Consider the following 21,415-nt stretch of genomic DNA (forward strand, 5'->3'; position numbering starts at 1 on the left):
ACTTTCTTTTCACAAACCCCTGGTCAGGGCGCACCAGTCCGAAGGAACCATGCTCCGTCTCCCGCACGGTTCGCACGAATTCCAGGATTGAAATCTGCTCGTCGGCGCGATCCAACACATCGTGCAACTCGGCATATTCGTGTGTGCCTTTACGAAGGGCATGCGCCACCTGCAGAAGTTGTTCCGCCTTAACAAGGAATGCACGGCCCTCCGTTCTTGCATGCCATGCGAGCGCTGCACGGCGCTGGAAATAGGTGGATTTCGACTGGCTGCCTGCCACGACAACCGTTTGTAAGGCCCCCCAAAGGTCCCAAGCCTGGCCTGCGCGTACCAGTGCCCGGGCTTGTTCATGAAGGCGGTGCGCCACGGATTCATAGGTGCTGATCGTTGCCGGTGCCAGTTCCCCGGCGGGCGTGAATGCTGCGAGCCGGTTGTCTAGCGTCCGATATCGGACTGCTGGGTTGCTGAAAGGCGGAGGGCATCCTTGGAGCATAGTTAATCTCCGGTCCTGCCAAAATGTGCGTGTGAGAATGTGGGGGCAAGATCGACAACATAATCGGTGTTAACTTTTGCATTGACAATAGGGAATTTTCTGAATTTACATCATGTATGTTGTGTACATGATATGCAATGAAGTATTTTAAGAATTGATCAGGTGTAATTCAATGAATTTGGTTTTCATTTTTACTCATTGACTGGGTCGGGCTCGGATCAGGAGTAATTTAGGGCCCGACAGAATTTACCGAACCGTTCCATCAGCCCACCGCGTGCATGGGTGAGGCATGGCGCGTCCGTCGAAGTGACCGCTGCGGTCCGATCATGACGTCGAATTCTGAATGCCGGCCGGTGATCCGGATCGGACAGCGTACGCGGACGGGACATGGTTCACATCTTGGCCAGTGCTGCGGCCGGATACCAGCGCCGACCTAGCCATAGCGCCAACTGCACCATCAGGATCAGCACCGGCACCTCGACCAGTGGCCCGATGACGGCGGCGAAGGCCACGGGGGATGCCAGCCCGAAGGCGGCGATGGCGACCGCGATGGCCAGCTCGAAATTGTTACCCGCTGCCGTGAAGGCCATGGCGGTAGCCCTGGGATAGTCCGTTTCGATCAGCCGGCCCATGGCGAAGCTGACCAGAAACATGATCAGGACCGCCGCTGCCGGGCGATCTGGGCCGCCCCATCCTGGAACACCAGCGACGCCACGGTGCGGGAACGGACTGGCCGCCCACGGAGCCATCGCATCAGCCGAGCCCGGAACAGGTTCAGGCGAACCAGGCCCGACAATCCGGTCTGTTCTTCCGCAGCGAGCCGGAAACGGTGCCGTCCGCATCGGAAACTCGGAATCCGGCGATGCTGTCCGGCCCCAGTTTCATCGCAGATGCTGCCATGGCCGAACCGGATGCGCAGCAGCGCAAGCTGGACTTCCTGGCCCGTCCCGACGCGGCCGGCATCTATAATCCATACGCCGAGCAGCGGCCGGTATCGCCCAACCAGATCATGGCTGGCAGCGTCATTGCTGCGGCGCTGGTGACGGGCCTGAATTCCGACCTGCCGGGCACGGTCGTGGCTCAGGTGACGGAAAACATCCATGACAGCGTCACCGGCCAAATCCTGCTGATCCCCCAGGGCTCCCGGCTCATCGGCACCTATGACAGCCGGGTCAGCTTCGGGCAGGAGCGTGCCCTGCTGGTCTGGCAGCGGCTGATCCGTCCCGACGGTTCGTCGCTACAACTGGACAACCTGCCGGCCAGCGACACGGAGGGGCAGTCGGGTCTGGCCGACCGGGTGAATTTCCATACCGGCCGCTTGCTGAAGGGTATCGTTCTGGCGACCCTGCTGGGCGTCGGCACGGAACTGACCTTCGGGCAGCAGGAAAGCGAGCTGGTCCGCGCCGTCCGGGAATCCATGCAGCAGAACGCCGACCGCGCCGGCCAGCGCCTGGTTGAGCGCAACCTCGACATCCAGCCCACCTTGACCGTCCGGCCCGGCTGGCCGCTGCGCATCATCGTGTGGCGGGACGTGATCCTCTCCCCCTATCGAGGAGGCTGATCCATGCTGAAGCTGCCCAAGCTCCCCGACCGCACGCCCGTGAAACTGACTGCCACGCTGAGCCCGGATCTACACCAACGGCTCCTTTCTTATGCCGCCCTTTATAGGGCAACCTATGGCGTGGACGAGCCGGTGGCTGACCTGATTCCCTATATGTTGGACGCTTTCCTGAACAGCGACAGCGCCTACGCCAATGCCCGCAAGGAAGACCTGCCACCCATCAAGGAAGTCACCCGCCGCCGGGGGGCACCAGAAGGCAGGTGATACCGGCACCGTGACCGCAACAGAGGCCTGAGCCATGAGCATCATCGGTCATTTCAAGCTGGCCAAGGACGGTGGCTGGACGGGCGTCATCCGGACCCTGACCATCAACGCCAAGGTTCGCTTAGTTCCCAACGACAACCGCGACCAGGAGAATGCACCTGCCTACCGGCTGCTGATCGGTTACAACCGCATCGGTGACGCCTGGGAAGCAATCACCACAGGGGAAGAACCACGTTCCTATCTGCGAGTCCGCTTCGATGACCCGGTGCTGGCTGGTCCGTTCAGTGCCGCCCTCTTTCCGAGTGAAGATGGTATGTCGGCGAAACTTGTATGGAATCGCCGCTGACAGCAAGTTGCTCGATTATTTGGGGGCTTGGAGCTACTCGAGATAGGCTGGTTATTCGTTAAAATGTGCGCTGCTGTCAATCGTGGCTGGATGGAATGAACCTGTTGGCACCATGGGGGACGGAATGCTCACCATGGTTTGGATCTGGCACATGCGCCACACTCTCATGCGGTTGACATCGCGGGCAGGGATGGCTCATGAGCTGCTTCCAGTGCCGCTCCGTCCCGCGTTTGCATTGTCCGATCGGCACTGCGACCTGACTTCAGCTTTCATCCATTCCCTCAAGTTTTGCGATCTGACCGTCTGTTTCATTCGATGATGCAAAAAAGCCGGTGGAGCCACACGGAGTCAGTTCCAGCTGACTCTGCGCCGGAACCCTGTTGTTGAGGGCTGATCACGGACGAGATGGACCTGCATAACATGCATTCGTTAATTGGTGTAGAGTATTTATGAAAACTCACGAACAGATGAATGGAATTCTGTAATATTTAGAGAATCAAAATCTAAATTTGGAGTCGTATTAGAATATTTACTGAAAATCAAACAAATGCTACCGGTCTCATATTTCCGTTTTCATTTTTGGCTGGCGTTCGGCATCGTCCAGATTGGTACGCCGGTCATATCGGGAAGCCTGTGGGCGATGCCCTTGTGACAATCGATGCAGGTCGCTTGACCCGTGAACAGGAAACGCTGGTGCGCTTCGGCTCCACGTGCGCCCTGGCGGGTAATGTCCATGGAATCCGCACTGTGGCAGTTGCGGCATTCCAGCGAATTGTTGGCCTTCAGCCGTGCCCATTCATGGGAGGCCAGTTCCTTGCGCTTGGCCTCGAACTTTTCCGGTGTGTCGACCGTACCGAAAACCTTACCCCATACCTCTTTGGAGGCCTGCATCTTGCGGGCAATCTTGTCTGTCCAGTTATGTGGGACGTGACAGTCGGGGCAGGTTGCCCGCACGCCGGACCGATTGGAATAGTGGATCGTCTGTTTCAGGTCCGCATAGGGGTTTTCCCGCATCTCGTGGCAGCCGATGCAGAAAGCTTCCTTGTTGGTCATCTCCAGGGCGGTGTTGAAGCCGCCCCACCACAGCACGCCGGCCACGAAACCGCCAATGGTGAGGAACCCGATACCCAGATGTCCGGCCGGGCGGTTGAAGATTGCCCAGGCTATGTTGGCCCAGCCCAGGACGCGCCGAGTGATACCCATCATTTCCCCTCCCCGGTTGGGGGACCGTTCCCACGGATGACGCTGTCAACGTCGCGGAAGGTATTGGCCACGCGAGGTTGCGCGTCCGTCTGTGGCACATGGCATTGCAGACAGAAATAACGGCGCGTGGAAACAGCACCCAGGACCTGTCCATCGCGGTCCTGGAAATGGGTGACGGAGATCATGGGTGCCTGGCTGTCGCCCGTGAATTCACGGGCGTGGCACGTCAGGCATTTGTTGGCGCGCAGGTCCAACTGATAACCGACGACAGCATGCGGGATGACCGGTGGTTGTTCGGGATAATTGCGTTGGCGGCGCTGATCATCTGTCACGTCCTTGGGCATTGGGGGGGCCGCCTGTACGGTCAACCCATCGGCCCCGGAAAAAGCGGGACGGCCGCTGGCCTTGACATCGCGCGTGGTGGCTGCCGCGGGAACGGGATCGGTGGCCAGAGCCTGCCGGGCCAGCGGCATCGCCAGCAAAGGCAAGGCCGACAACAGGGCCAGGATTAAGGGGAGCTGGCGCTTTTTCATGTCTCAGGCCTCCCTGACCGGTGTGATGCGCACGGCGCATTTCTTGAAATCGGTCTGTTTGGAGATCGGGTCGGTGGCATCCAGCGTGACCCGATTTATCAGCACATCGGCATCGAACCAGGGCACAAATATCAGGCCGCGCGGCGGCTTGTTGCGGCCCCTTGTTTCCACCCGTACCCGCACCTCACCTCGGCGGGAAGCCACCAGCACCTCCTGTCCGCGTCGCACCTTCAATGCTTGGGCGTCATCGGGATGCATATAGCAAAGGGCCTGCGGGACCGCCTTGTGCAGTTCCGGCACACGGCGGGTCATGGAGCCAGAATGCCAATGTTCCAGTACACGGCCCGTACTCAGCCAGAACGGATATTCTGCATCCGGGCTTTCGGCCGGCGGTTCGTAGGGCAAGGCGAAGATACGGGCTTTGCCATCCTTGTAACCATAGAACCGGATGCCTTCGCCGGCCGGTACATAGGGATCGCTACCTTCACGAAAACGCCAGCGCGTTTCCTGACCATTCACCACCGGCCAGCGTAGGCCGCGTTCTTGGTGATAGGTGTCGTAGGAAGCCAGATCATGGCCATGTCCACGGCCAAAGCTGGCATATTCCTCGAACAGGCCCTTCTGAAGGTAGAAGCCGAACGCCTTGGCCTCCCGGTTTTCATAGGCCGGATCGCACTCGGTTGTGGGAAATTGGTCGACCTGCCCGTTGCGGTAGAGGATATCGTACAGCGTCTTGCCGCGATACTCCGGTGCCTTCGCCAGCAACTCCTCCGGCCACACTTCCTCCATCTTGAACCGTTTGGAGAATTCCACCAATTGCCAGAGGTCGGACTTTGCGTCGCCGGGTGCGTCCACCAATTGATGCCAGACCTGGGTGCGGCGTTCGGCATTGCCATACGCCCCTTCCTTTTCAACCCACATGGCGGCGGGCAGGACCAGATCAGCGGCCATGGTGGTGACGGTGGGATAGGCGTCCGATACGACGATGAAATTATCCGGATTGCGGTATCCGGGCCAGGTCTCGTTCCCGGAATTGGGAGCGGCCTGCATGTTGTTGTTCACCTGCACCCAGTAGCAGTTCAACTTGCCGTCCTTCAGCATCCGATCTTGCAGGACGGCGTGGAAGCCGGGCTTCGCCGGGATGGTGCCCTCCGGCAGTTTCCACAGATGTTCGGCGTGGGCACGGTGCTCGGGGTTGGTCACCACCATATCGGCCGGCAGACGATGGGAGAAAGTGCCCACCTCACGCGCAGTGCCGCAGGCGCTGGGCTGGCCGGTCAGGGAAAAGGGGCTGTTACCCGGCTCCGAGATCTTTCCGGTCAACAGGTGGATGTTGTAGACGAGGTTGTTCGCCCAGACACCGCGCGTATGCTGATTGAACCCCATGGTCCAAAAGCTGGTGACCTTGATCTTCGGGTCGGCGTAAAGTTCTGCCAGCGCCTTCAGTCGGGCCGCCGGCACGCCCGATTGTGCCGCAACCTTCTCCAGCGTGTAGGGGGCAACGAAGGCCGCATATTCGGCGAAGCTGATCGGGTCGGATTCATTGGCCTTGGCGGCGTTCTTGGCCGCCATTTCCAGCGGATTGTCGGGACGCAGCCCGTACCCGATATCGGTGCGGCCCTTCACGAACAAGGTGTGCTTATCCACGAATTCTTGGTTCACCCGCCCGGTCTGGATGATGTGGTTGGCAATATAATTCAGGATCGCAAGATCGGTTTGCGGCGTGAACACCATGGGGATGTCCGCCAACTCGAACGACCGGTGTTCGAAGGTCGACAGCACGGCCACCTTGACGTCCGGATTGGATAAGCGGCGATCGGTGACGCGGGTCCACAGGATGGGGTGCATCTCCGCCATGTTGCTGCCCCACAGGACGAAGGCATCGGCGGCTTCGATATCGTCGTAGCAGCCCATGGGTTCGTCGATACCGAAGGTGCGCATGAAGCCACCGACGGCGGATGCCATGCAATGGCGTGCGTTGGGGTCGATATTATTGGAACGGAAGCCAGCCTTCATCAGCTTGGATGCGGCATACCCCTCATGCACCGTCCATTGACCGGAACCGAACATGCCGATGGCTTCCGGCCCCTTGGTTTTCAGCGTGGCCTTCCACTTCTCGGCCATGATATCGAAGGCCCGATCCCAAGTGACCGGGGTGAAATCACCATCCTTGTCATACCGACCATTCTTCATCCGCAGCAGGGGTGTGGTCAGCCGATCCCGTCCATAGATGATCTTGGACAGGAAATAGCCCTTCACACAGTTCAGGCCGCGATTGACCTCCGCCTTTTGATCGCCGTGGGTGGCAACGATCTGTCCATCCTTCACGCCGACCATGACGGAACAGCCTGTGCCGCAGAAGCGACAGGGGGCCTTGGACCATTTCATCTTCGCATCCAGGCCTGCAGGCAATTGCGTGGCACCGGACTGCAGGGTCAGGCCGGCAGTGGCCGCAGCGGTCGCTGCCGCCTGGGCCTTCAGATAGTCGCGTCGGGTCAGGGGCATGGCATCGGCTCCGCGAGGGCTGCCGTTTGTTCGGCATGGTGGTAGACGGGCAAGGCGCTGTAGACACCGGGCAGGGCATTGATGGCGTCCAGAGCCTCGGCCACGGCACGGGTGCTGGAACGCTCGATCAGCACGATCAGACGACTGGCGTCCCCTTGGGTGGGGACGATTTCGCAACTCAACGCCAACAGATGGCGTGACAGGTCCGCCACGGTATCGGGGCGGGCGTGGACGATGACGCTGGAAATATGGCTTTCACCGCTCACGTACATGGCTCCACCTCGCCCGTCAGTTTGACGGCGTCAACCGGACAGGAGGCCAAGCAGTCGCCACAGCCGGTGCAGCGGTCGGTCTCGACATCTGCCCGCGCCCGCCCGCGCGGCAACAGATGGAAGCGGATGGCCCCTTCCGGGCAGGTTTCGGCACAAGTCCGGCAATAGGCACCATTTTCCGCCAGACACGTGCTAGCGATAACGGCCAGTCGCGTGGCGGATTGCGGCGCGGTAGAGGCCACGCGGGTGAACAGCGTGCGGCGGGAAAGAGATTGTTCCATCAGGTGGCCTTCCCTCATATGCCCGGTGGGCCGGCGACAAGCTGGTACATCCAGACGGCAAAGCCGTAGGCACCGACCACGCCAATGGAGAGGACGGGAACCAGTACGAAGGCGAGGAAGAGGAAAGTCAGAAATTCCATTCTTCTGCTTTCCGATTTGGGAAGGGCGCTCATGACATCCTGCCAGCAAGATTGTTTGCTTGGGAAACCAATGTGGCGAATAATGACTGGCGAGCGTTGATCTGGATCAAGTCCATGATGATGTATACAGAAAATATGAGCAGAGATCATCTGATAACGATTCTAAGTTAATTTGAAATTTGATAAATTCATTGTCCATAATTGATAAAAGTCAATTATGGACAGATAAAGTAATCAAGAATGAGTATTTTCTCTGGCCGATGGCGAAGTGAGCGTGGGGCGGCGGGTATGTCCACCCGCCGCAGCCCGCGTCGTTAGTATCCGGCCTCAGTCAGTAGCTTACCCATGCGCTCCTTGGCCTTCCCGGGCAATTTGGCCGCTTTGACTGCATCCAAGTTGACCTTGCCATCACCGACCACAATCAGCGCTACCATGCCCATGGGGTAATGAGGTTTGCATTCCACGCCATAGAGTCCGGGGGCCTTGACGGTGATTGTGTAGCTCTTGTTGATCTCGCCAGCGAAGGTCTCAGCTCCTGGCGGCAACAACCCGGTGATGGCCTGCGCATTGTGTCCTTTGTCCGTAATGGTAAATGTGATGGTGTCGCCGGGAGCCGCCCTTATCAACGCGGGTTCGAAAACCATCATGCCGTCGGTCCCCTTATTCAGGGCCTTGATCTCATGCTGGGCGGCCGAAGCCGCCGACAGGGAGAGGGCGTTGGCGAAGAAGGCCAGGAAAAGCAGTAGCAGACGCATGTCAAAACATCCTTGGTCAGGAGGAAAACCGGCCGCCGCTGACGGCCATTGGGGTAGTCGGCCGGTCAAACAGCCGCTTGCGGGATCAGGGTGATGCCACCCAGCTGCCCGGCCAGTCCTGCTGCGGCTGATGGCGGCATCAGGAGGAACGCGGTGGACAATGCATCAGCACGGCTGGCCGTGCCGGCCCGCACGCTGACTTGGCGTGGGCCGGGAGCGGGACGGCCGCTTCGCGGATCGAGAATATGGCCGAAGCGCCCTCCGGGGTCGAAGCAAGTGCCGTTGGTGGCGGAAGTGGCGAGTGCGCCGGTCAGATCCAATGACGGGCCGTCATTGTTGACCTGTCGTATCGATACGCGCCAGGGTCGGCCCGCGGGATGCCGGCCGAGGGCCCGGACTTCCCCCATATCCACCAGGACGTCGCTAAGCCCTTCATTCAACAACAGCTCGGCGATACGATCGGTGATATAGCCCTGGGCAATGCCGTTCAACGTGACGGCCATGCCTGGTCTGGCGAAAGTGATGCGTGACGGTTCCACCTCTACGGCGCGGAAATCGATCAGTGCCTGCACCGCTGCCACGGCAGAGACCGGTGGTCCCGCAGCATCAGCACCGTTCGTTGCGAAATGTTCAGCGTACAACGTCCACAGCGGCTGCGTCGTAATGTCGAAGGCGCCATCTGTCAGATGGCCGTAGGTTACCGCCTCCTGCATTACGCGCACCAGATCGGCGGGCGGCGCGTCAAGCCGGCCTTTGTGGTTCAGTTGGACAAGGGCGCTATCGGGACGGAAGAGGCTGAGCGCCCTTTCCAGGCGTGTCACTTCCTGCAGACAACGTTCAACCAGTCGATCTGCCATGCGCTCACTCAAACCAACGAGTTGGAGGCTCGCATCGGCACCCAGGGCCGTGCCCTGCCAACGGCGAATGCCGTCCCCGGCCAGAACGCGAGAGGAAGGCAGGAGGGCGGCTCCCGATGCGGCTGCGGCAATGGTCAGGAATCGGCGGCGGTCAGCGCGCATCTGACCCTCCTTGTGAAATAGAGGATGTCTCCATATCGCCACCGAGTACATCGTCGGGCCGGATGTCGGCGAAGCGGCGAAGCTGCCCGCCATAAACATGGATGAAGTCTCGGGCGTCGGCTTCCTTGGAAAAGGGGTAAAGTTCCGCTCCCGTCATGGCGGCCGGCGCCTCTGCCCCCGCGACGTACCAAGCTTCCTGCACGGCGACCCAACGTGTCGGGTCGGCTTTATCCGGACCGGTGGTACCGCCCATGTCGGATACAAAGGCGGCGCGGACATTCTTCGGTTCATCCGGCAGCATCAGGAAGGCGAAAGTGTCACGCACCGATGTCAGCCAGACGGGTGTCCCCCGGCTACGCAGATGCACCTGACCCTTGGGACCGGGATGATCGGACAGGTTCATACCGCAATATTGGCCAACGGCGTCGGCGGTGATTGCGGCGGGAACGACTGGCGGCTCATGCGGCGGTTCGGCGCCACACCCCGACAGGAACCCCATGCCGAGCAGCATGGCGGCAAGCATTTGGGACTTCATATCTGTCTCCGTGAAAGCACCAGGCCGGCAAGGGCCAGGGGCGCCAATGTCCAGGCGGCCAGGGCACCCAGTAATGGCAGGGGGCCAAGTGTAGCCCGTGCCGCCAGCCCGGCCATGCCAGCGTGGCGACCGACGTCGGCAAAGCCGGTCAGATTGAATAGACGGTAGGCGTCGGCGGGATTGGCCAACAGAAGGGTGTTCAACAATCCTTCACCCAACCCTTGGCCGCCGGTTGCGACCAGCAGCCCCAGCAGCCCCATGTCGTACAGCAGCACGAACAACAGCCAAAGGGCAACGGCAATGCCGGCGGCGGTGCCCCGGTCACGCACAAGCGTGCTGGCCAGATAACCCATGGAAACGAACGCTGCCCCTAATAGCACGCTGGACCCGATCATCGCGGCGAAGGCAGCCCAGGGCTCTCCGCCGTCCGGTGCCAGCAGATGCAGTACCAACCCCGCCATCCCATAACCGATGATGGTGGCGAAGGCGATGATGGCAACATGGCCCAGGAATTTGCCCAGCAGTGCCTGCCAGCGCGCCACGGGATAGCTGAGCAACAGCAACATGGTACCGCGGTCGATCTCCCCAACAATGGCATCGAAGGACAGCAGCAGGGCCAGCAGCGGCAGGAGGAAGATCGTCAGGCTGGACAGGCTGACGATTGTCACCTCCAGCCGGCCAATACCAACCGTGCCGGTCGGAGCGCTGCCAAGAAAGGCGAGTGTCACGGCCAGGGCTGCCATCAGAAGGGTGGTGGCCGCGACCCAGCGGTTGCGCAGGCCGTCGCGGATTTCCTTGGCTGCGATGATCAGGATGGTTCTCAAGCCGCGTCCTCCCGGGACAGGAAATGAGCGTAAATCTCATCCAGGCTGGGCTGGACCAGTTCCAGGTCGGTTACGGAATCCGATGCCAGCAGGGTGCGGATCAGTTCCAGCTTGCGCGACCGCTCGCAGGGAATGTTGACGCGATGCCTGCCGTCTACCGGTAGAGCTAGGCGATGAAGAGCACAGAGCCGGGTCGCAGCCTCGGCAGTCTGCAGGGTCACGGTCAGGCGTTGGGGCAGATCGGCCAGCATGCGCAGCGTATCCAGGCTGCCTTCCGCCACCTTGCATCCCCGGTTCATCACCACGACCCGGTCAGCCTGACCTTCCAACTCCGTCAGGGCGTGGCTACACAGCAGGATGGTCACGCCCTGATCACGCAATTCCCGCACGATGGCATAAAATCCTTGGCGCAGCGCCGGGTCCAGACCCGTCGTGGGTTCGTCAAGGAACAGCAGGCGCGGGTCACCCAACAGTGCCTGGGCTAAGCCCAGACGCTGTCGCATGCCCTTGGAATATGTAGAAATCCTCTGCCGAGATGCCGCCTCCGGCAGCCCGACACGGGCTAACAGCGCTGCATTGCCGGCTGGCGTCACGCCTTTCAGCCGCGCATAGAAGTCCAGGCATTCGTGACCCGTCATGCCGGGATGCAGGGCCACGTTTTCCGGCAGGAAGCCGATCCGGCGGCGCATGCCGGCTGCAGCCCGCCCGGCTGGGTCGTGACCCAGCACAGATAATTGACCGGCATCGCGGTATGTCAGCCCCAGCATCAGCTTGATCAGGGAGCTTTTGCCTGCGCCATTATGACCGACCAGGGCAACGCATTCGCCGGGTATCAAGGTCAGGTCCAGGTTGTGCACGGCGCGCTTGCCCCCGTAATGCTTGGCAAGTCCGCGCGCCTCGACGGTTGGCTGGTCGTTCATGGAGAAGCCTCCTGCTTAGTGGGGGCTGGAAGGGCAACGGGATCGGTCATCAGCGGGGCGCTGTCGGTTACGCCGCCGGGATGCAGGGCCGGGAACTGCTTCTGCGCCCAGCGGATCATCTGGATGCCGGGGCTGTTCAGCAGCAGCTTGGCCTGCGGGTGAGCCCAGATGATGCGGTCTACGACATCGTTGGGGCGATAGGGTTCATCGGCAATGCCATCGCCATCCAGGTCAAAGGCCGCATTGTCACTCCAGAAATTGCCCCGGCCAGCGTCTGACCAGTCCAACGCGCGGGTGCCAACATATTTCACCTGGGTACGGTTGGCGACAAAGGCATTGCCGGCGATGATGTTGCGTTCCGAACCCGCCGTGAAATGCACACCGATCTCACAGCCGGAGAAACGGTTACCCGTCAGCCGGTTCTTGTTGGCATTGTAGATGAAGACGCATTTGCCTGTGCCAGTACGCGGGGCAGTGGGATCCAGGTCGTCGGCCGGCATGTCTCGATCGCCTGACTCTTCGGTCCCGGCCGCTGTGCGAAGCTCGGGAAACCGCCCGTCAATGATGTTACCGCTGATCTGAGAACCATTGGTGTAGTTCAGCAGTAGTCCGTGCAACCGGTCGTGGCGGGAGATGTTGTCGCGCACTGTTAAGCGCTGCGAATACATGATGGCGTAGCCGACATGGTTGCCCTCCGACAGATTGCCGGAGACCTCGCTGTCGTTGGTATACATGTAGTGGATAGCGAAGCGGACACCGGTAAAGCGGTTGTCCTGGAACAGATTATGGTGGGAGGTGGTGACAAAGATGCCGTCGCGCCCTCCCTCCACTCGGTTGCCAATTACCCTCGTGCCCGGCGCGTTCCAGAGCTGGATGCCGTTACCGCGCTCGGACAGGCGGAGGTCGCTGCGGCCAATGATGTGGTTGTCGCGGATAACGACCTCGGCTGCTCCCCAATCATAGATGCCGATCAGGTTACCGACCAGATGGTTACCCTCCACCACGGTTGCTGTGGCTCCCTTGTCCAGGAAGATTCCGGCGTTCTGGTCGAACAGGCTGCTGCCGGAATTACGGATTTCCAATCCGCGCAGGACGACCCTGGGGGCCGTGACGATCAGGCTGTTGCCCTGACCGCCGCCATCAATAACGGCGCCCGGGTCGGCCGTCAGCGTCAAGGTCAGGTCCACCCGTACCGGCCCCGGATGGGTGCCCGGCAGCAGTCGCAGCACGTCACCCGGCCGGGCCTGCGCCATGGCCGCGGTCAGTCCTCCCGGTTTCACTGCCAAGGTGGCGGCAGGTGCGGGGACGGCAAAGAGACATGCCGCTGCCAGGATGAGGATGCGTGGGGACAAGGGATGATCCTGCGGGGATTAGGGTGGGCCGTTCCCGCCCGATGTCCCGGGCGGGAACGGTATCGTCGAGGCCAGAAGGCGGTGGTCAGGCGCTCTTCGGCTCAACGATCATGCGGCCGCCCATTTCCATATGCAGGGCGTGGCAGAACCACTGGCAATAGTACCAGTAGACACCAGCACGATCGGCCGTGAAGGTGACGGAGGACGTCTGCTGCGGCCCGATCTCCATGGCGATGCCATGGTTGGTCAGGGTGAAGCCGTGGGTCAGGTCGTCAACATCATCAATGTTGGTGACGTAGACTGTCACCTCGTCACCCTGGCGGACCGTGAATTCCTCCAGCCCAAAGGCAGGGGCGGAGGAGTACATATAGACGCGCACCTTGTTGCCGTCGCGGACCAGTTTGGTGTCGGTCTCCAGCGTCACACCGTCGGCGGCAGCCTGCTTCACGGCGTCGGCAAACATGGGGTCTGCGCGGTCATAGATGTTGCGCGGGTTCACCTTGGAGCGGTGGACGATCAGTGTATCATGCGGTTCAGCGAAGGTGGGGCCGTCATGGACCAGCTTCATCTCGTCGCCAGAAATATCAATGAGTTGATCGTTTTCCGGCTTCAGCGGCCCAACATTCAGGAACCGGTCCTTGGAGAATTTGTTCAGCACCATCAGCCACTTTCCGTCGGCCTCCTTGGTCTGCCCCATGGATGAATGCAGGTGGCCGGGCTGGTAGTGCACATCCAGCTTCTGGACAATGGGGGACACCTGCTCCCCCTTGTAGGCACGCTTGGCGGCTTCGATGTTCCATTTCACCACCTGGCTGTCCAGGAACAGCGTGGTGTAGGCGTTGCCACGCCCGTCATAGGCCGTGTGCAGGGGGCCGAGACCCAACTGCGGTTCCGCTACCACCGTGTCACGCGGTTTGATCTTATCGTCGAAAAGATCATCGAACCTACGCACGTCGAACACGGTGGCGGTAGGTGACAACTTGCCGTTGGCAGTGGCATGGATGCCGTCAGGCGCCATGTTGATGCCATGCGGGCTGTTCGGAACGGGGATGTAGCGAGTGTAGGGGGAACCCTTGCGCCCGTCGAGCACAGGTACCCCGTTTATCATCTGGGCCTTGCCGGCCTTCACAGCAGCTTCGATCCGCTTGAGATTGAAGACGACCAGCCAATCCTGCTCGTTAGCGGTCATTTCCGCCAGGGTCACGCCCTCTTCCGAGTTGTAGCAGGTGGACATGGCATATTTGCCCTGATAATCCGCCTCCGTATTGTCGAGATTGCCATCCACCCAGATCTGCCAGGCGACCTTCATCGTATCGCCGTCGATGGCGCTGAAATGAGAGCGGTATTTCTTGGGGTCATTGAGGTCGCGCCCGTCATTGGGGGTGGGTACCCGCTGTTCGCCATTGGCGAAGATGTAGCCCGTACGTGGATATTTCTGCAGACGCAGGCCATGGATGGCGGCGGCGTTGGGAATTTCAATAACCTTATCGACCTTCATGATGTCGCAGCGCACGCGCGCCACACGGGTATTGGCCTTGTCATTGCAGAACAGATAGCGCCCGTCATATGTGCCGTCGGTGAAGGACATGTGTGGGTGGTGTAGATCGCCGTTCAGATAGGTGCCACCGCGCTTTTCCAGAAATTTCCTGGTTTCCGGCAACAGACCTTCCGTGAGAATTTTGCGGCTTTCATTGGTTAGCCCCCATCCGGTGGCTGAACAACGGTTGAAGACGGGAATGCGCATGAATTCGCGCATGGAAGGCACGCCCATGATGCGAATTTCCCCCGACTGGCCGCCAGAATGGAAAACATAATATTCGTCCAGATCGCCGGGTTTCACCTCTGTACTATTCCTGCCGCTGGTGGCGGCGTCAGCGGCGCCGGGGGCCAGCAGCAAGCCGCCCGTGGCGCCTGCGCCCATGGCGGCTCCCAAGCCTGCAAGCGTCGCGGCCTTGGCGGTCCCGCCCAGCAGGGAGCGGCGGTTCATTCCCTGTATCGTATCGATATACTCCGACATCTCTCGGCTCCGTGTGTTGTCCCGTGATCGCACGGGGGAGTGAAAAAAAGGGGGGATCAGAGGGTCGCCGGCGGCACCGGATACTTGGCGCGCCTGGGATCGCTGGTCATTACGGCGGCTTGGCGTTCGGCCTTCTTCAACCGCGCCACCACCACCGGACAGATCTGGGTGTGGTTGTAGAGGACCTGGCAATGCAGGCATTGAATGCATTCATTGGGATTGATACGGCCGTCAGGATGTATGGCCTGTACCGGGCATTCGATGGCGCAACGATGGCACGGGTTGCCGCATTCGCGGTAGCGGCGAAGCCAGTTGAACATTCGAACGCGGCCTGGAATGGCCAATGCAGCCCCCAGCGGGCAAAGATAGCGGCAGAAGAAGCGTTCGATGAACAGGCCGGCCAGCAGCAAGGCGACGGCAAAGATCACATACCACCAGTCGCGGATGAAATGCAGGATGATGGCCGTTTTGAATGGTTCCACCTCCGCGGCGCGCTCTGCGTCGGCGAGACTGTGCAGCGACAGGCCAAAGATCACCATGAAGATGATGTATTTCAGCGGCCAAAGCCGTTCGTGTATAGCGAACGGCACCTTCACCTGCGGCACCCGCAGCTTTCTCGCCAATTTGTTGGATAACTCCTGCAAGGCGCCAAACGGGCACAGCCAGCCACAGAACGCGCCACGGCCCCAGAACAGCAGTGACGCCGTCACCGAAAACCACAGAATGAACAGCAGTGGATCCATCATGAAATAGTCCCAGCGGAAATCGTGACGCATGGCGTCCACGAAGGTCAGGACATTGACGACGGAAAGCTGTGCATGGGCATACCAACCAAGATAGAGCAGCGTGAACAGCAGGACGGAGATGCGCGTGCGCTCATACAGCTTTGGCCGGCGAACCAGAGCATCCTGAAAGAAGAAGATGGCTGTGACCGCCAGGACGGCCAATGCTGTCAGCACGATATCCACCCGGCGGTTGTCCCAGACGCGTTGCCACAGCGGCATGTCCGCCAGTGCATCGACCTGCGCAGCGGAGGCCGGAGGAGGGCTTATGGTGGCCGGAGCGGCTGTCAGGTATTTCTCCGGTGGGATGTAACCCAGGTCGAAGGTGACGAAGCTCTTGTCCAGCGCGGCCGTGGCCCGTTGTACCAGCAATTGCAGCCGCCAAGGCTGGGTTGGGTCGAACGCCATGTTGTCGGGGATCGTGAACAACGCGATCTCCGGAAGGTTTGGTGCGCCCGCCGCGATCAGGGAGCCTATTCGCCGATGGTTCTTGTCGCGAAAGCGGGTGCTGGCTTCTCCCTGGATCAGTTCGATCCGGTCGAAAATGCCACCGCGCACATAGCCAGATCCCTTGAAGGAATAGCGGCCCCGGCTGGCGATCAGCAGGGCCTGCTGGCCAGGCTTCAGTCGGGCACGTAGCGCCTCGTATTCCGCATCCCCCAGCAGGTTGCGGCCGATGGTCGGGATGGTGGCGAGCCCGGCATAAAGCTCAATAAAGCTGTCATCATCGGGGCCGGGTTCCGGCCGAGCGGCGGCGGCCGCATTGCCGGAGCGGGTAAAGGCAGCGTTGATGTCCGCCACGCTCAACACCAGCCGACGCAGCGAGCCATCGCCGACCAGGGTCTCCCAATCTGCCTGGTCCTGGCGGCTTTTATCGATCTGACGGGTCGGGGATGTCGATGATTGGAGGGTTGCACGCGTCAATATCTGTGACAACTTGCGGCCTGATCGCAACAGGCTGTCGCCAATCACCATGACCGTGACCGTGGCGCCCGACACGATATCAACCGGTGGCTTGGCGCCGTTGGTCAATTGCGGGTCGAAGACGTTGCGCCCGACATAGCCCTGGATAAAGGCCTCCACCCTCGCCACGGGTATGCCGACCAGCACGATGGGCTCGTGATGGCCGACCAGCTTGGCGCCCTTGATTACGCCCTCGGCGGTCAACCCGACCATCACGTCGATCGGTCGCCCGGAATAGCCCGTTGTGTCGACAAGATCGCTGGAGAGATAGGCGTAGCCCAGCAGTGTTTCGCCCTTAAAGACGGAATAGGCCGGGGCCCGTTCGCTGCGGGGGCCGAAACGCTCTCCATCCGGGAAAAGGTCACTGGGTTGAACCTTGTCAAGGTAGGTGTCGATGCGGAAATCTTTAGAATACGACGATGATGAGAATAATGTGAGTGACAGTAAAATAAATAATATGGCCAAAGATAAACTCAGGCCAGAACGTAAATTCAAAAAAGTCAACGACGGCATTGACATTTGTCAAGCACTCCAATCATCATGACAGTGAAGTTATATTCTTTGTCTACGGAACTGTATTTGATCCTGATCAATTCGCTGATTTGACGTGTTGGGGGCGTCAATCTGCGAACTTTTCCCGATGGACTATCCGATAGCGCGCCAACCCAGCTGGCTCTTTGCGCGCCGACAAATAGATACGAGGTCTACACCGCCTGGGAGGCGATAGCGGGGGCTTCACGGCGTTGTTTGCTCCAGCGCAAGGAAGGTCGGCGCCAGTTCTGCTGGCATGGGGCGTGTTGCCCTTAATTTTCCACTCAGGTGTCAGCATGAAAACTCAGCTTGTCCACTTTCGGCGCGATGTCGCTCACGGTCTGGCGCCGCCCGACAGCCCGCTAGGCTCACAAGCCGACGGCTCCATCATTTGCGCCATCAAGGATTGCCCCGACGCATTACCGCCGGAACGGCTGCTGGACCGTCTGAAAGGGCTTTTCCCGTCATCGAGTGTCAGCAGTGTGTCTTTCAGCGATCTACCCGCGCGCGATGGGGGCTGTTGTGGTGGGCACTGCGGCGGCTGACCTATCCCGTGCAGTGCCGGCTTCGATGGAGCAAGAGACCATCTCGTTGTTGCCCCTGCCCATTTCGTATGTCGATGCTACCGTGCCCACCGCCGCCGCAACGCTGGCTGACCTGTTCGATGCGATCTTGGTGTCATTGATCTTGGGATGGTTCCATACCAGACCCGGCGGGACCTGGACGAACCTCTTCACCTGTCGCAACGTGTGGAGAGCGTGCATAGCCAGCTCCGGCATGTTACGCAGGAGGCAGAGGAACATGTTTAGCTGGAAGACTATGCCCTGTTTCCAAGATTCTCCACCGAGGCGATGGCTGCGGCCGTCGCCTCGTGACATGGCGGCCATGGCCAGGGATGGTTGACGTCGGCCGGGGCGTGTTCCTATGCTGACTTCCTGCTGCTGGTATCCTGCCTCTATCTGATGATCGGCATCGATCCGTCACTATCCACCTTACCATTCCCAGTCCGGCCATGAGATCTGAAGACCTGACCCTGATGCGCAGCCTTCCTATGTTCGGCAAGGTGACGGAGGACCAACTCGCAGCGTTGGTGCCGCGTGGGTCGCTGCAGCGCTATCCGCGTGGCACCCTGCTGTTCCGGGAAGGGGACCAGGCCGATTTCCTTATGGTGTTGCTGGAAGGTGGCGTTGAGCTGTTCGCCCGCGACCATGATGAGAACGAGGCTGTGGTCGAGACGTTGTTCCCCGTCGACAGTTTCATCCTGGCCGCTGCTCTGACGGGGGCGCCCTATCTGATGTCGGCACGGACATTTCTTCCCTCGCGCGTGCTGTTGCTGGACGCAGAGATATTCCGCCGTGCCGTGGCGGCCGACCCCGATCTTTCCGCCCCCGTCATGGCAGAATTGGCTCAGCATTTCCGTCGCTTGGTTCGGCAGATCAAGAATCTGAAACTGCGCACCGGTGTTCAGAGATTGGGCTGTTATGTGCTGGGCTTGGCGGGGGCAGCTGACGAGGTTCTGCTGCCATTCGATAAGCGTACCCTGGCGTCGCGGCTGGGGATGACGGCGGAGAACCTGTCGCGCGCGTTTTCAACCTTGCGTGCTCACGGGTTGTCGACACAGGGCAACCGCGTATTGATCCAAGACCGTGAAAGGCTGGTCGCCTTTTCCAGGCCCGATCCCCTGATCGACGCATCCGACGGGCCGCTGTCCCTGACCGAATAGGTCATGCCGGAAGGTGCAGGTCCTCCGCGATGGCCACCAAGCTGTCAGGCTTGATCACTACGATCTGTTGCCGCCCGCCGGCCGTAATGCCCCCATTCTCCCATGAGGAGAGGATGCGACTGACTGTGTGCAGCGTTGTGCCCGTCATTTCCGCGAGATCCTGGCGCGTGAGGGGGAAGCTGATCTCCACGCCTGCCGATACTTCGCGTCCGGCCTGACGTGCCAGACGCAGCAGCGCATAGGCGACGCGGCGCTCCACACGTTGGGTGGACAATTGCCGTACACGGGTCTGCAGGTCTTCCAGCCGATCGCCCAGCATGGCCATGGTGTTCATGGCGATCTGAGGATAAGCCAGCATCAGTGCCTTCATCGTCTCAACGGACCACATCAGGTCGACACTGTCGGTCACGGCCAGGGCATCGCCTGGATAGCCCGACAGGAACATGGCCAACGTGCCATACATCTCCCCGGGTCCCACGAACTGCACCACCACCTGCTGTCCATCGGACCCTGCCTGCTGGATCTTGATGCGCCCGTCCACCAGAGCATGGCAAGTGGTGGCACTATCGCCTTGTTTGAAGACGATGCTGCCTTTGGCAACGCGTCGGGCCTGCGCCTTGTCCATCACCACACGCAGGGTATCGGCATCCAGCCCCGTGAACATGCGCATGGGTTTAAGCAGCGAGGGGTCGGGTTTAAGTTTTTCCATCGGGTCCGCCTTGGCGCCATTATGGGAAGGCACACCATAGGCCCGACGGCTACGTTCACACCAGACCAGTTCATCCCGGCCGCCCGTCAGCGCGTCGTGTCACCAGGATGGGAGCATAAACCAGAAGGTACAGCAGGAAGGAAAGCAACCAACTGCCCCCGGCCACGTCATAGGCTAAGCCAGCGTCTGGCAGGACCGGCGCCAGCACCCGAACCAGGGCCGCCAGGGTCAGCAGTAGATAGGCGGCGACGGTCGGCCGGGCAGCCACGATATCGCGGCCGGTATGGCCCAGAGCCGCCCGTGTCATGACGGCCAGGATCATGGTAGCGAAAGCACCAGCGGTCAGGGCGTGGATCCACCCCTGTCCGATCTCTGCGCCGGTGAGCAACCAAGAGGACTTCAGCAGCAGGCCGACCGGAATCCAAGCATAGGCCAGATGCAACACCCAGAGGATCGGCTGCGACAGCGTTCGCAGCCCGCGCCAACGGGCCAGCCTTGCCGCATGCGCGATGCTCGCCATCAGCGATGCTATACCCGGCATAGTTCCTTCGGGCTGCATCAAGTCGGCAAGAGCTAACAGGACCAGCGTGGCCAGGGCGGCACGATCGAACCATCCGAAGGTGGGGATTTCTGTCTTGCATCCGATCCGCTTCAAGGTGCTGCTCGTAAACGATGGCACGATACGCCCACCGATCAGCGCCACCATCAGCAGCAGCATGTCGATGGCCAGTGTCCGGCCCCGCTCCCAGGCCCCCGGAAGCCAGCCCAGCCGGTCGACATGATACTGGGCGCTAGCCAGGGTCAGCGTGATCAGCACTAGCAGCAATATATAGTTGCGGCGGTTGCGGGCCTTGACGATGGAGGGCAGCACCATGGCGCAAAGCGCGGGGAAGAAGGCCAAGTCGATGATGGCCGCCGGCAAGATGGGCAGGGGGATGAGAGGATTTAATGCAACGCGACCAGCCAGCCATAGGCCGACAAGTGCAACCAACCGACTCCCAGCATAGCCGCGCTCGCCGGTCCAGTTCGGCACTGCCGTCAGCAGGAAGCCCGCGATGGCTGCCGCCGCGAAGCCGAACAACATCTCATGCCCGTGCCATGCCGCCGGACTCCCCAGGCCATCGGGCCAGCGACCCGTCAACAGCACAGCCAGCCAGATGGTCAGCATGATGATGGCATGTAGTCCGGCAACCAGAAAGAACGGCCTGAACCCGTAGGCGAACAGGGCAAAGCGGGAGGGCCGGAGATGCGACATATCTTCGAAATGAGCGGTCATGGCGGCTTCGATCAACTAAGTGCAGTACGAGCTTTGGTACGTCTTTGACCAAAATCGGTCTTTGCGTTGGCACAAACACAAGGCATTTTTGTGCTGGCCGAAAGTAGTGGAGGACCGCTCGTGAAGAAGTGGCTGTCTGTTAATGCATCGGTTGTTGCAAAAAAGGCAGTTATGGCAATGACGACGCTTCCTCCTTTCAATCAGGCGTTTTCGTCCCGCGTCAGGTCGGCCGCAAGGTACTGGAAGCAGAAATCCTGCGCGAAGCGGCGGAAAAGTCGCGCTCAACAAAAGCCGATCTTGCCTCGCGCGGTCGCCGCTTCCACCCCCATTCCTGACCTCAAAATGCGCTCGCCCTGCGAGTTCATAACGACCTATCGTGAAACCGCCTGACTGTCTGGCCAAACAGGGGCC

At 60.5% G+C, this 21,415-nt stretch carries 23 protein-coding genes; 5 read left to right on the top strand and 18 right to left on the bottom strand.

The genetic code is table 11. The features are described from left to right. Both ACM9LZ_RS24580 and ACM9LZ_RS24585 read right to left on the bottom strand, forming a co-directional pair. The coding region (locus tag ACM9LZ_RS24580) for a hypothetical protein (RefSeq protein WP_416622149.1) at positions 1-280 on the bottom strand (280 nt) is incomplete at its 3' end. A gap of 605 nt (positions 281-885) precedes the next feature. Next, on the bottom strand, positions 886-1,146 hold the full coding sequence (locus ACM9LZ_RS24585; RefSeq protein WP_465123052.1) for an arsenic resistance protein: 261 nt from the start codon (positions 1,144-1,146) through the stop codon (positions 886-888). Between the two features lie 209 nt (positions 1,147-1,355). Between ACM9LZ_RS24585 and ACM9LZ_RS24590 the strand changes: the two genes are divergently transcribed. The 3 genes from ACM9LZ_RS24590 to ACM9LZ_RS24600 are packed head-to-tail and all read left to right on the top strand — an operon-like array spanning position 1,356 to position 2,664. After that, positions 1,356-2,054, top strand: coding sequence for a TraB/TrbI/VirB10 family type IV secretion system protein (locus ACM9LZ_RS24590; protein WP_416622150.1), 699 nt, complete (start codon positions 1,356-1,358; stop codon positions 2,052-2,054). A gap of 3 nt (positions 2,055-2,057) precedes the next feature. Further along, positions 2,058-2,318 carry a DUF2274 domain-containing protein gene (locus ACM9LZ_RS24595; RefSeq protein WP_416622151.1) on the top strand — a complete coding sequence of 87 codons (261 nt, stop codon included), beginning with the start codon at positions 2,058-2,060 and terminating at the stop codon, positions 2,316-2,318. A gap of 34 nt (positions 2,319-2,352) precedes the next feature. Beyond that, positions 2,353-2,664 (top strand): DUF736 domain-containing protein, encoded by a 312-nt coding sequence (locus tag ACM9LZ_RS24600; protein WP_416622152.1) that lies wholly within the window; start codon positions 2,353-2,355, stop codon positions 2,662-2,664. Between the two features lie 573 nt (positions 2,665-3,237). On the opposite strand, the gene ACM9LZ_RS24605 is transcribed toward ACM9LZ_RS24600, so the two are convergent. From ACM9LZ_RS24605 to ACM9LZ_RS24670, 14 genes are all read right to left on the bottom strand, one after another. Next, positions 3,238-3,867, bottom strand: coding sequence for a NapC/NirT family cytochrome c (locus ACM9LZ_RS24605; protein ID WP_416622168.1), 630 nt, complete (start codon positions 3,865-3,867; stop codon positions 3,238-3,240). Further along, on the bottom strand, positions 3,867-4,400 hold the full coding sequence (locus ACM9LZ_RS24610; RefSeq protein WP_416622153.1) for a nitrate reductase cytochrome c-type subunit: 534 nt from the start codon (positions 4,398-4,400) through the stop codon (positions 3,867-3,869). Before ACM9LZ_RS24610 ends, ACM9LZ_RS24605 begins: the two co-directional genes overlap by 1 nt. Positions 4,401-4,403: 3 nt before the next feature. Further along, positions 4,404-6,905 carry a nitrate reductase catalytic subunit NapA gene (napA, locus tag ACM9LZ_RS24615; RefSeq protein ID WP_416622154.1) on the bottom strand — a complete coding sequence of 834 codons (2,502 nt, stop codon included), beginning with the start codon at positions 6,903-6,905 and terminating at the stop codon, positions 4,404-4,406. Continuing rightward, on the bottom strand, positions 6,896-7,171 hold the full coding sequence (locus ACM9LZ_RS24620) for a chaperone NapD (protein WP_416622155.1): 276 nt from the start codon (positions 7,169-7,171) through the stop codon (positions 6,896-6,898). Before ACM9LZ_RS24620 ends, napA begins: the two co-directional genes overlap by 10 nt. Then, positions 7,168-7,458 (bottom strand): 4Fe-4S dicluster domain-containing protein, encoded by a 291-nt coding sequence (locus ACM9LZ_RS24625; RefSeq protein ID WP_416622156.1) that lies wholly within the window; start codon positions 7,456-7,458, stop codon positions 7,168-7,170. Before ACM9LZ_RS24625 ends, ACM9LZ_RS24620 begins: the two co-directional genes overlap by 4 nt. 14 nt (positions 7,459-7,472) lie before the next feature. Next, complete coding sequence (gene napE, locus ACM9LZ_RS24630; RefSeq protein ID WP_416622157.1) at positions 7,473-7,631, bottom strand: periplasmic nitrate reductase, NapE protein; 159 nt, start codon at positions 7,629-7,631, stop codon at positions 7,473-7,475. 281 nt (positions 7,632-7,912) lie between these two features. After that, positions 7,913-8,353, bottom strand: coding sequence for a pseudoazurin (locus ACM9LZ_RS24635; protein ID WP_416622158.1), 441 nt, complete (start codon positions 8,351-8,353; stop codon positions 7,913-7,915). A gap of 65 nt (positions 8,354-8,418) precedes the next feature. After that, the gene (locus ACM9LZ_RS24640; RefSeq protein WP_416622159.1) at positions 8,419-9,372 is read right to left on the bottom strand and encodes an FAD:protein FMN transferase; all 954 of its coding nucleotides are present in this window, start codon (positions 9,370-9,372) and stop codon (positions 8,419-8,421) included. Beyond that, positions 9,362-9,907, bottom strand: a complete 546-nt coding sequence (locus tag ACM9LZ_RS24645; RefSeq protein WP_416622160.1) for a nitrous oxide reductase accessory protein NosL — start codon at positions 9,905-9,907, stop codon at positions 9,362-9,364. Before ACM9LZ_RS24645 ends, ACM9LZ_RS24640 begins: the two co-directional genes overlap by 11 nt. After that, positions 9,904-10,731: an ABC transporter permease gene (locus tag ACM9LZ_RS24650; protein WP_416622161.1), complete on the bottom strand. Its 828-nt coding sequence runs from the start codon at positions 10,729-10,731 to the stop codon at positions 9,904-9,906. Before ACM9LZ_RS24650 ends, ACM9LZ_RS24645 begins: the two co-directional genes overlap by 4 nt. Beyond that, the gene (locus ACM9LZ_RS24655; protein ID WP_416622162.1) at positions 10,728-11,651 is read right to left on the bottom strand and encodes an ABC transporter ATP-binding protein; all 924 of its coding nucleotides are present in this window, start codon (positions 11,649-11,651) and stop codon (positions 10,728-10,730) included. Before ACM9LZ_RS24655 ends, ACM9LZ_RS24650 begins: the two co-directional genes overlap by 4 nt. After that, the gene (locus ACM9LZ_RS24660; protein WP_416622163.1) at positions 11,648-13,003 is read right to left on the bottom strand and encodes a nitrous oxide reductase family maturation protein NosD; all 1,356 of its coding nucleotides are present in this window, start codon (positions 13,001-13,003) and stop codon (positions 11,648-11,650) included. The genes ACM9LZ_RS24655 and ACM9LZ_RS24660 overlap by 4 nt, the downstream gene beginning before the upstream one ends. Before the next feature lie 85 nt (positions 13,004-13,088). Then, entirely contained in the window at positions 13,089-15,020 is a 1,932-nt protein-coding gene (gene nosZ, locus ACM9LZ_RS24665; protein ID WP_416622169.1) for a TAT-dependent nitrous-oxide reductase, read from the bottom strand. Positions 15,021-15,076: 56 nt separating this feature from the next. Further along, positions 15,077-17,284, bottom strand: a complete 2,208-nt coding sequence (locus ACM9LZ_RS24670) for a 4Fe-4S binding protein (protein ID WP_416622164.1) — start codon at positions 17,282-17,284, stop codon at positions 15,077-15,079. Between the two features lie 1,024 nt (positions 17,285-18,308). On the opposite strand from ACM9LZ_RS24670, the gene ACM9LZ_RS24675 reads away from it, so the two are divergent. Next, positions 18,309-19,019 carry a cyclic nucleotide-binding domain-containing protein gene (locus ACM9LZ_RS24675; RefSeq protein WP_416622165.1) on the top strand — a complete coding sequence of 237 codons (711 nt, stop codon included), beginning with the start codon at positions 18,309-18,311 and terminating at the stop codon, positions 19,017-19,019. A gap of 1 nt (position 19,020) precedes the next feature. Here ACM9LZ_RS24675 and ACM9LZ_RS24680 read toward each other — a convergent pair whose 3' ends face one another. After that, entirely contained in the window at positions 19,021-19,728 is a 708-nt protein-coding gene (locus tag ACM9LZ_RS24680; protein ID WP_416622166.1) for a Crp/Fnr family transcriptional regulator, read from the bottom strand. Between the two features lie 70 nt (positions 19,729-19,798). Continuing rightward, a complete protein-coding gene (locus tag ACM9LZ_RS24685; protein WP_416622167.1) occupies positions 19,799-21,019 on the bottom strand; it encodes an NnrS family protein in 1,221 nt (406 codons plus the stop codon). A gap of 105 nt (positions 21,020-21,124) precedes the next feature. On the opposite strand from ACM9LZ_RS24685, the gene ACM9LZ_RS24690 reads away from it, so the two are divergent. Then, positions 21,125-21,394 carry a hypothetical protein gene (locus ACM9LZ_RS24690; protein WP_416622170.1) on the top strand — a complete coding sequence of 90 codons (270 nt, stop codon included), beginning with the start codon at positions 21,125-21,127 and terminating at the stop codon, positions 21,392-21,394. Positions 21,395-21,415: the final 21 nt, after the last annotated feature.

This window comes from Niveispirillum fermenti (assembly GCF_048066175.1).
Classification (GTDB): Bacteria; Pseudomonadota; Alphaproteobacteria; order Azospirillales; family Azospirillaceae; genus Niveispirillum; species Niveispirillum fermenti.

What these genes read in the sequence shown, in the direction of transcription:
- ACM9LZ_RS24585 (WP_465123052.1), bottom strand. Translation starts at nt 1,146, where the DNA reads ATGTTTCTGGTCAGCTTCGCCATGGGCCGGCTGATCGAAACGGACTAT.
- ACM9LZ_RS24590 (WP_416622150.1), top strand. Translation starts at nt 1,356, where the DNA reads ATGCTGTCCGGCCCCAGTTTCATCGCAGATGCTGCCATGGCCGAACCG.
- ACM9LZ_RS24595 (WP_416622151.1), top strand. Translation starts at nt 2,058, where the DNA reads ATGCTGAAGCTGCCCAAGCTCCCCGACCGCACGCCCGTGAAACTGACT.
- ACM9LZ_RS24600 (WP_416622152.1), top strand. Translation starts at nt 2,353, where the DNA reads ATGAGCATCATCGGTCATTTCAAGCTGGCCAAGGACGGTGGCTGGACG.
- ACM9LZ_RS24605 (WP_416622168.1), bottom strand. Translation starts at nt 3,867, where the DNA reads ATGGGTATCACTCGGCGCGTCCTGGGCTGGGCCAACATAGCCTGGGCA.
- ACM9LZ_RS24610 (WP_416622153.1), bottom strand. Translation starts at nt 4,400, where the DNA reads ATGAAAAAGCGCCAGCTCCCCTTAATCCTGGCCCTGTTGTCGGCCTTG.
- napA (WP_416622154.1), bottom strand. Translation starts at nt 6,905, where the DNA reads ATGCCCCTGACCCGACGCGACTATCTGAAGGCCCAGGCGGCAGCGACC.
- ACM9LZ_RS24625 (WP_416622156.1), bottom strand. Translation starts at nt 7,458, where the DNA reads ATGGAACAATCTCTTTCCCGCCGCACGCTGTTCACCCGCGTGGCCTCT.
- napE (WP_416622157.1), bottom strand. Translation starts at nt 7,631, where the DNA reads ATGAGCGCCCTTCCCAAATCGGAAAGCAGAAGAATGGAATTTCTGACT.
- ACM9LZ_RS24635 (WP_416622158.1), bottom strand. Translation starts at nt 8,353, where the DNA reads ATGCGTCTGCTACTGCTTTTCCTGGCCTTCTTCGCCAACGCCCTCTCC.
- ACM9LZ_RS24640 (WP_416622159.1), bottom strand. Translation starts at nt 9,372, where the DNA reads ATGCGCGCTGACCGCCGCCGATTCCTGACCATTGCCGCAGCCGCATCG.
- ACM9LZ_RS24645 (WP_416622160.1), bottom strand. Translation starts at nt 9,907, where the DNA reads ATGAAGTCCCAAATGCTTGCCGCCATGCTGCTCGGCATGGGGTTCCTG.
- ACM9LZ_RS24655 (WP_416622162.1), bottom strand. Translation starts at nt 11,651, where the DNA reads ATGAACGACCAGCCAACCGTCGAGGCGCGCGGACTTGCCAAGCATTAC.
- nosZ (WP_416622169.1), bottom strand. Translation starts at nt 15,020, where the DNA reads ATGTCGGAGTATATCGATACGATACAGGGAATGAACCGCCGCTCCCTG.
- ACM9LZ_RS24670 (WP_416622164.1), bottom strand. Translation starts at nt 17,284, where the DNA reads ATGTCAATGCCGTCGTTGACTTTTTTGAATTTACGTTCTGGCCTGAGT.
- ACM9LZ_RS24675 (WP_416622165.1), top strand. Translation starts at nt 18,309, where the DNA reads ATGAGATCTGAAGACCTGACCCTGATGCGCAGCCTTCCTATGTTCGGC.
- ACM9LZ_RS24680 (WP_416622166.1), bottom strand. Translation starts at nt 19,728, where the DNA reads ATGGAAAAACTTAAACCCGACCCCTCGCTGCTTAAACCCATGCGCATG.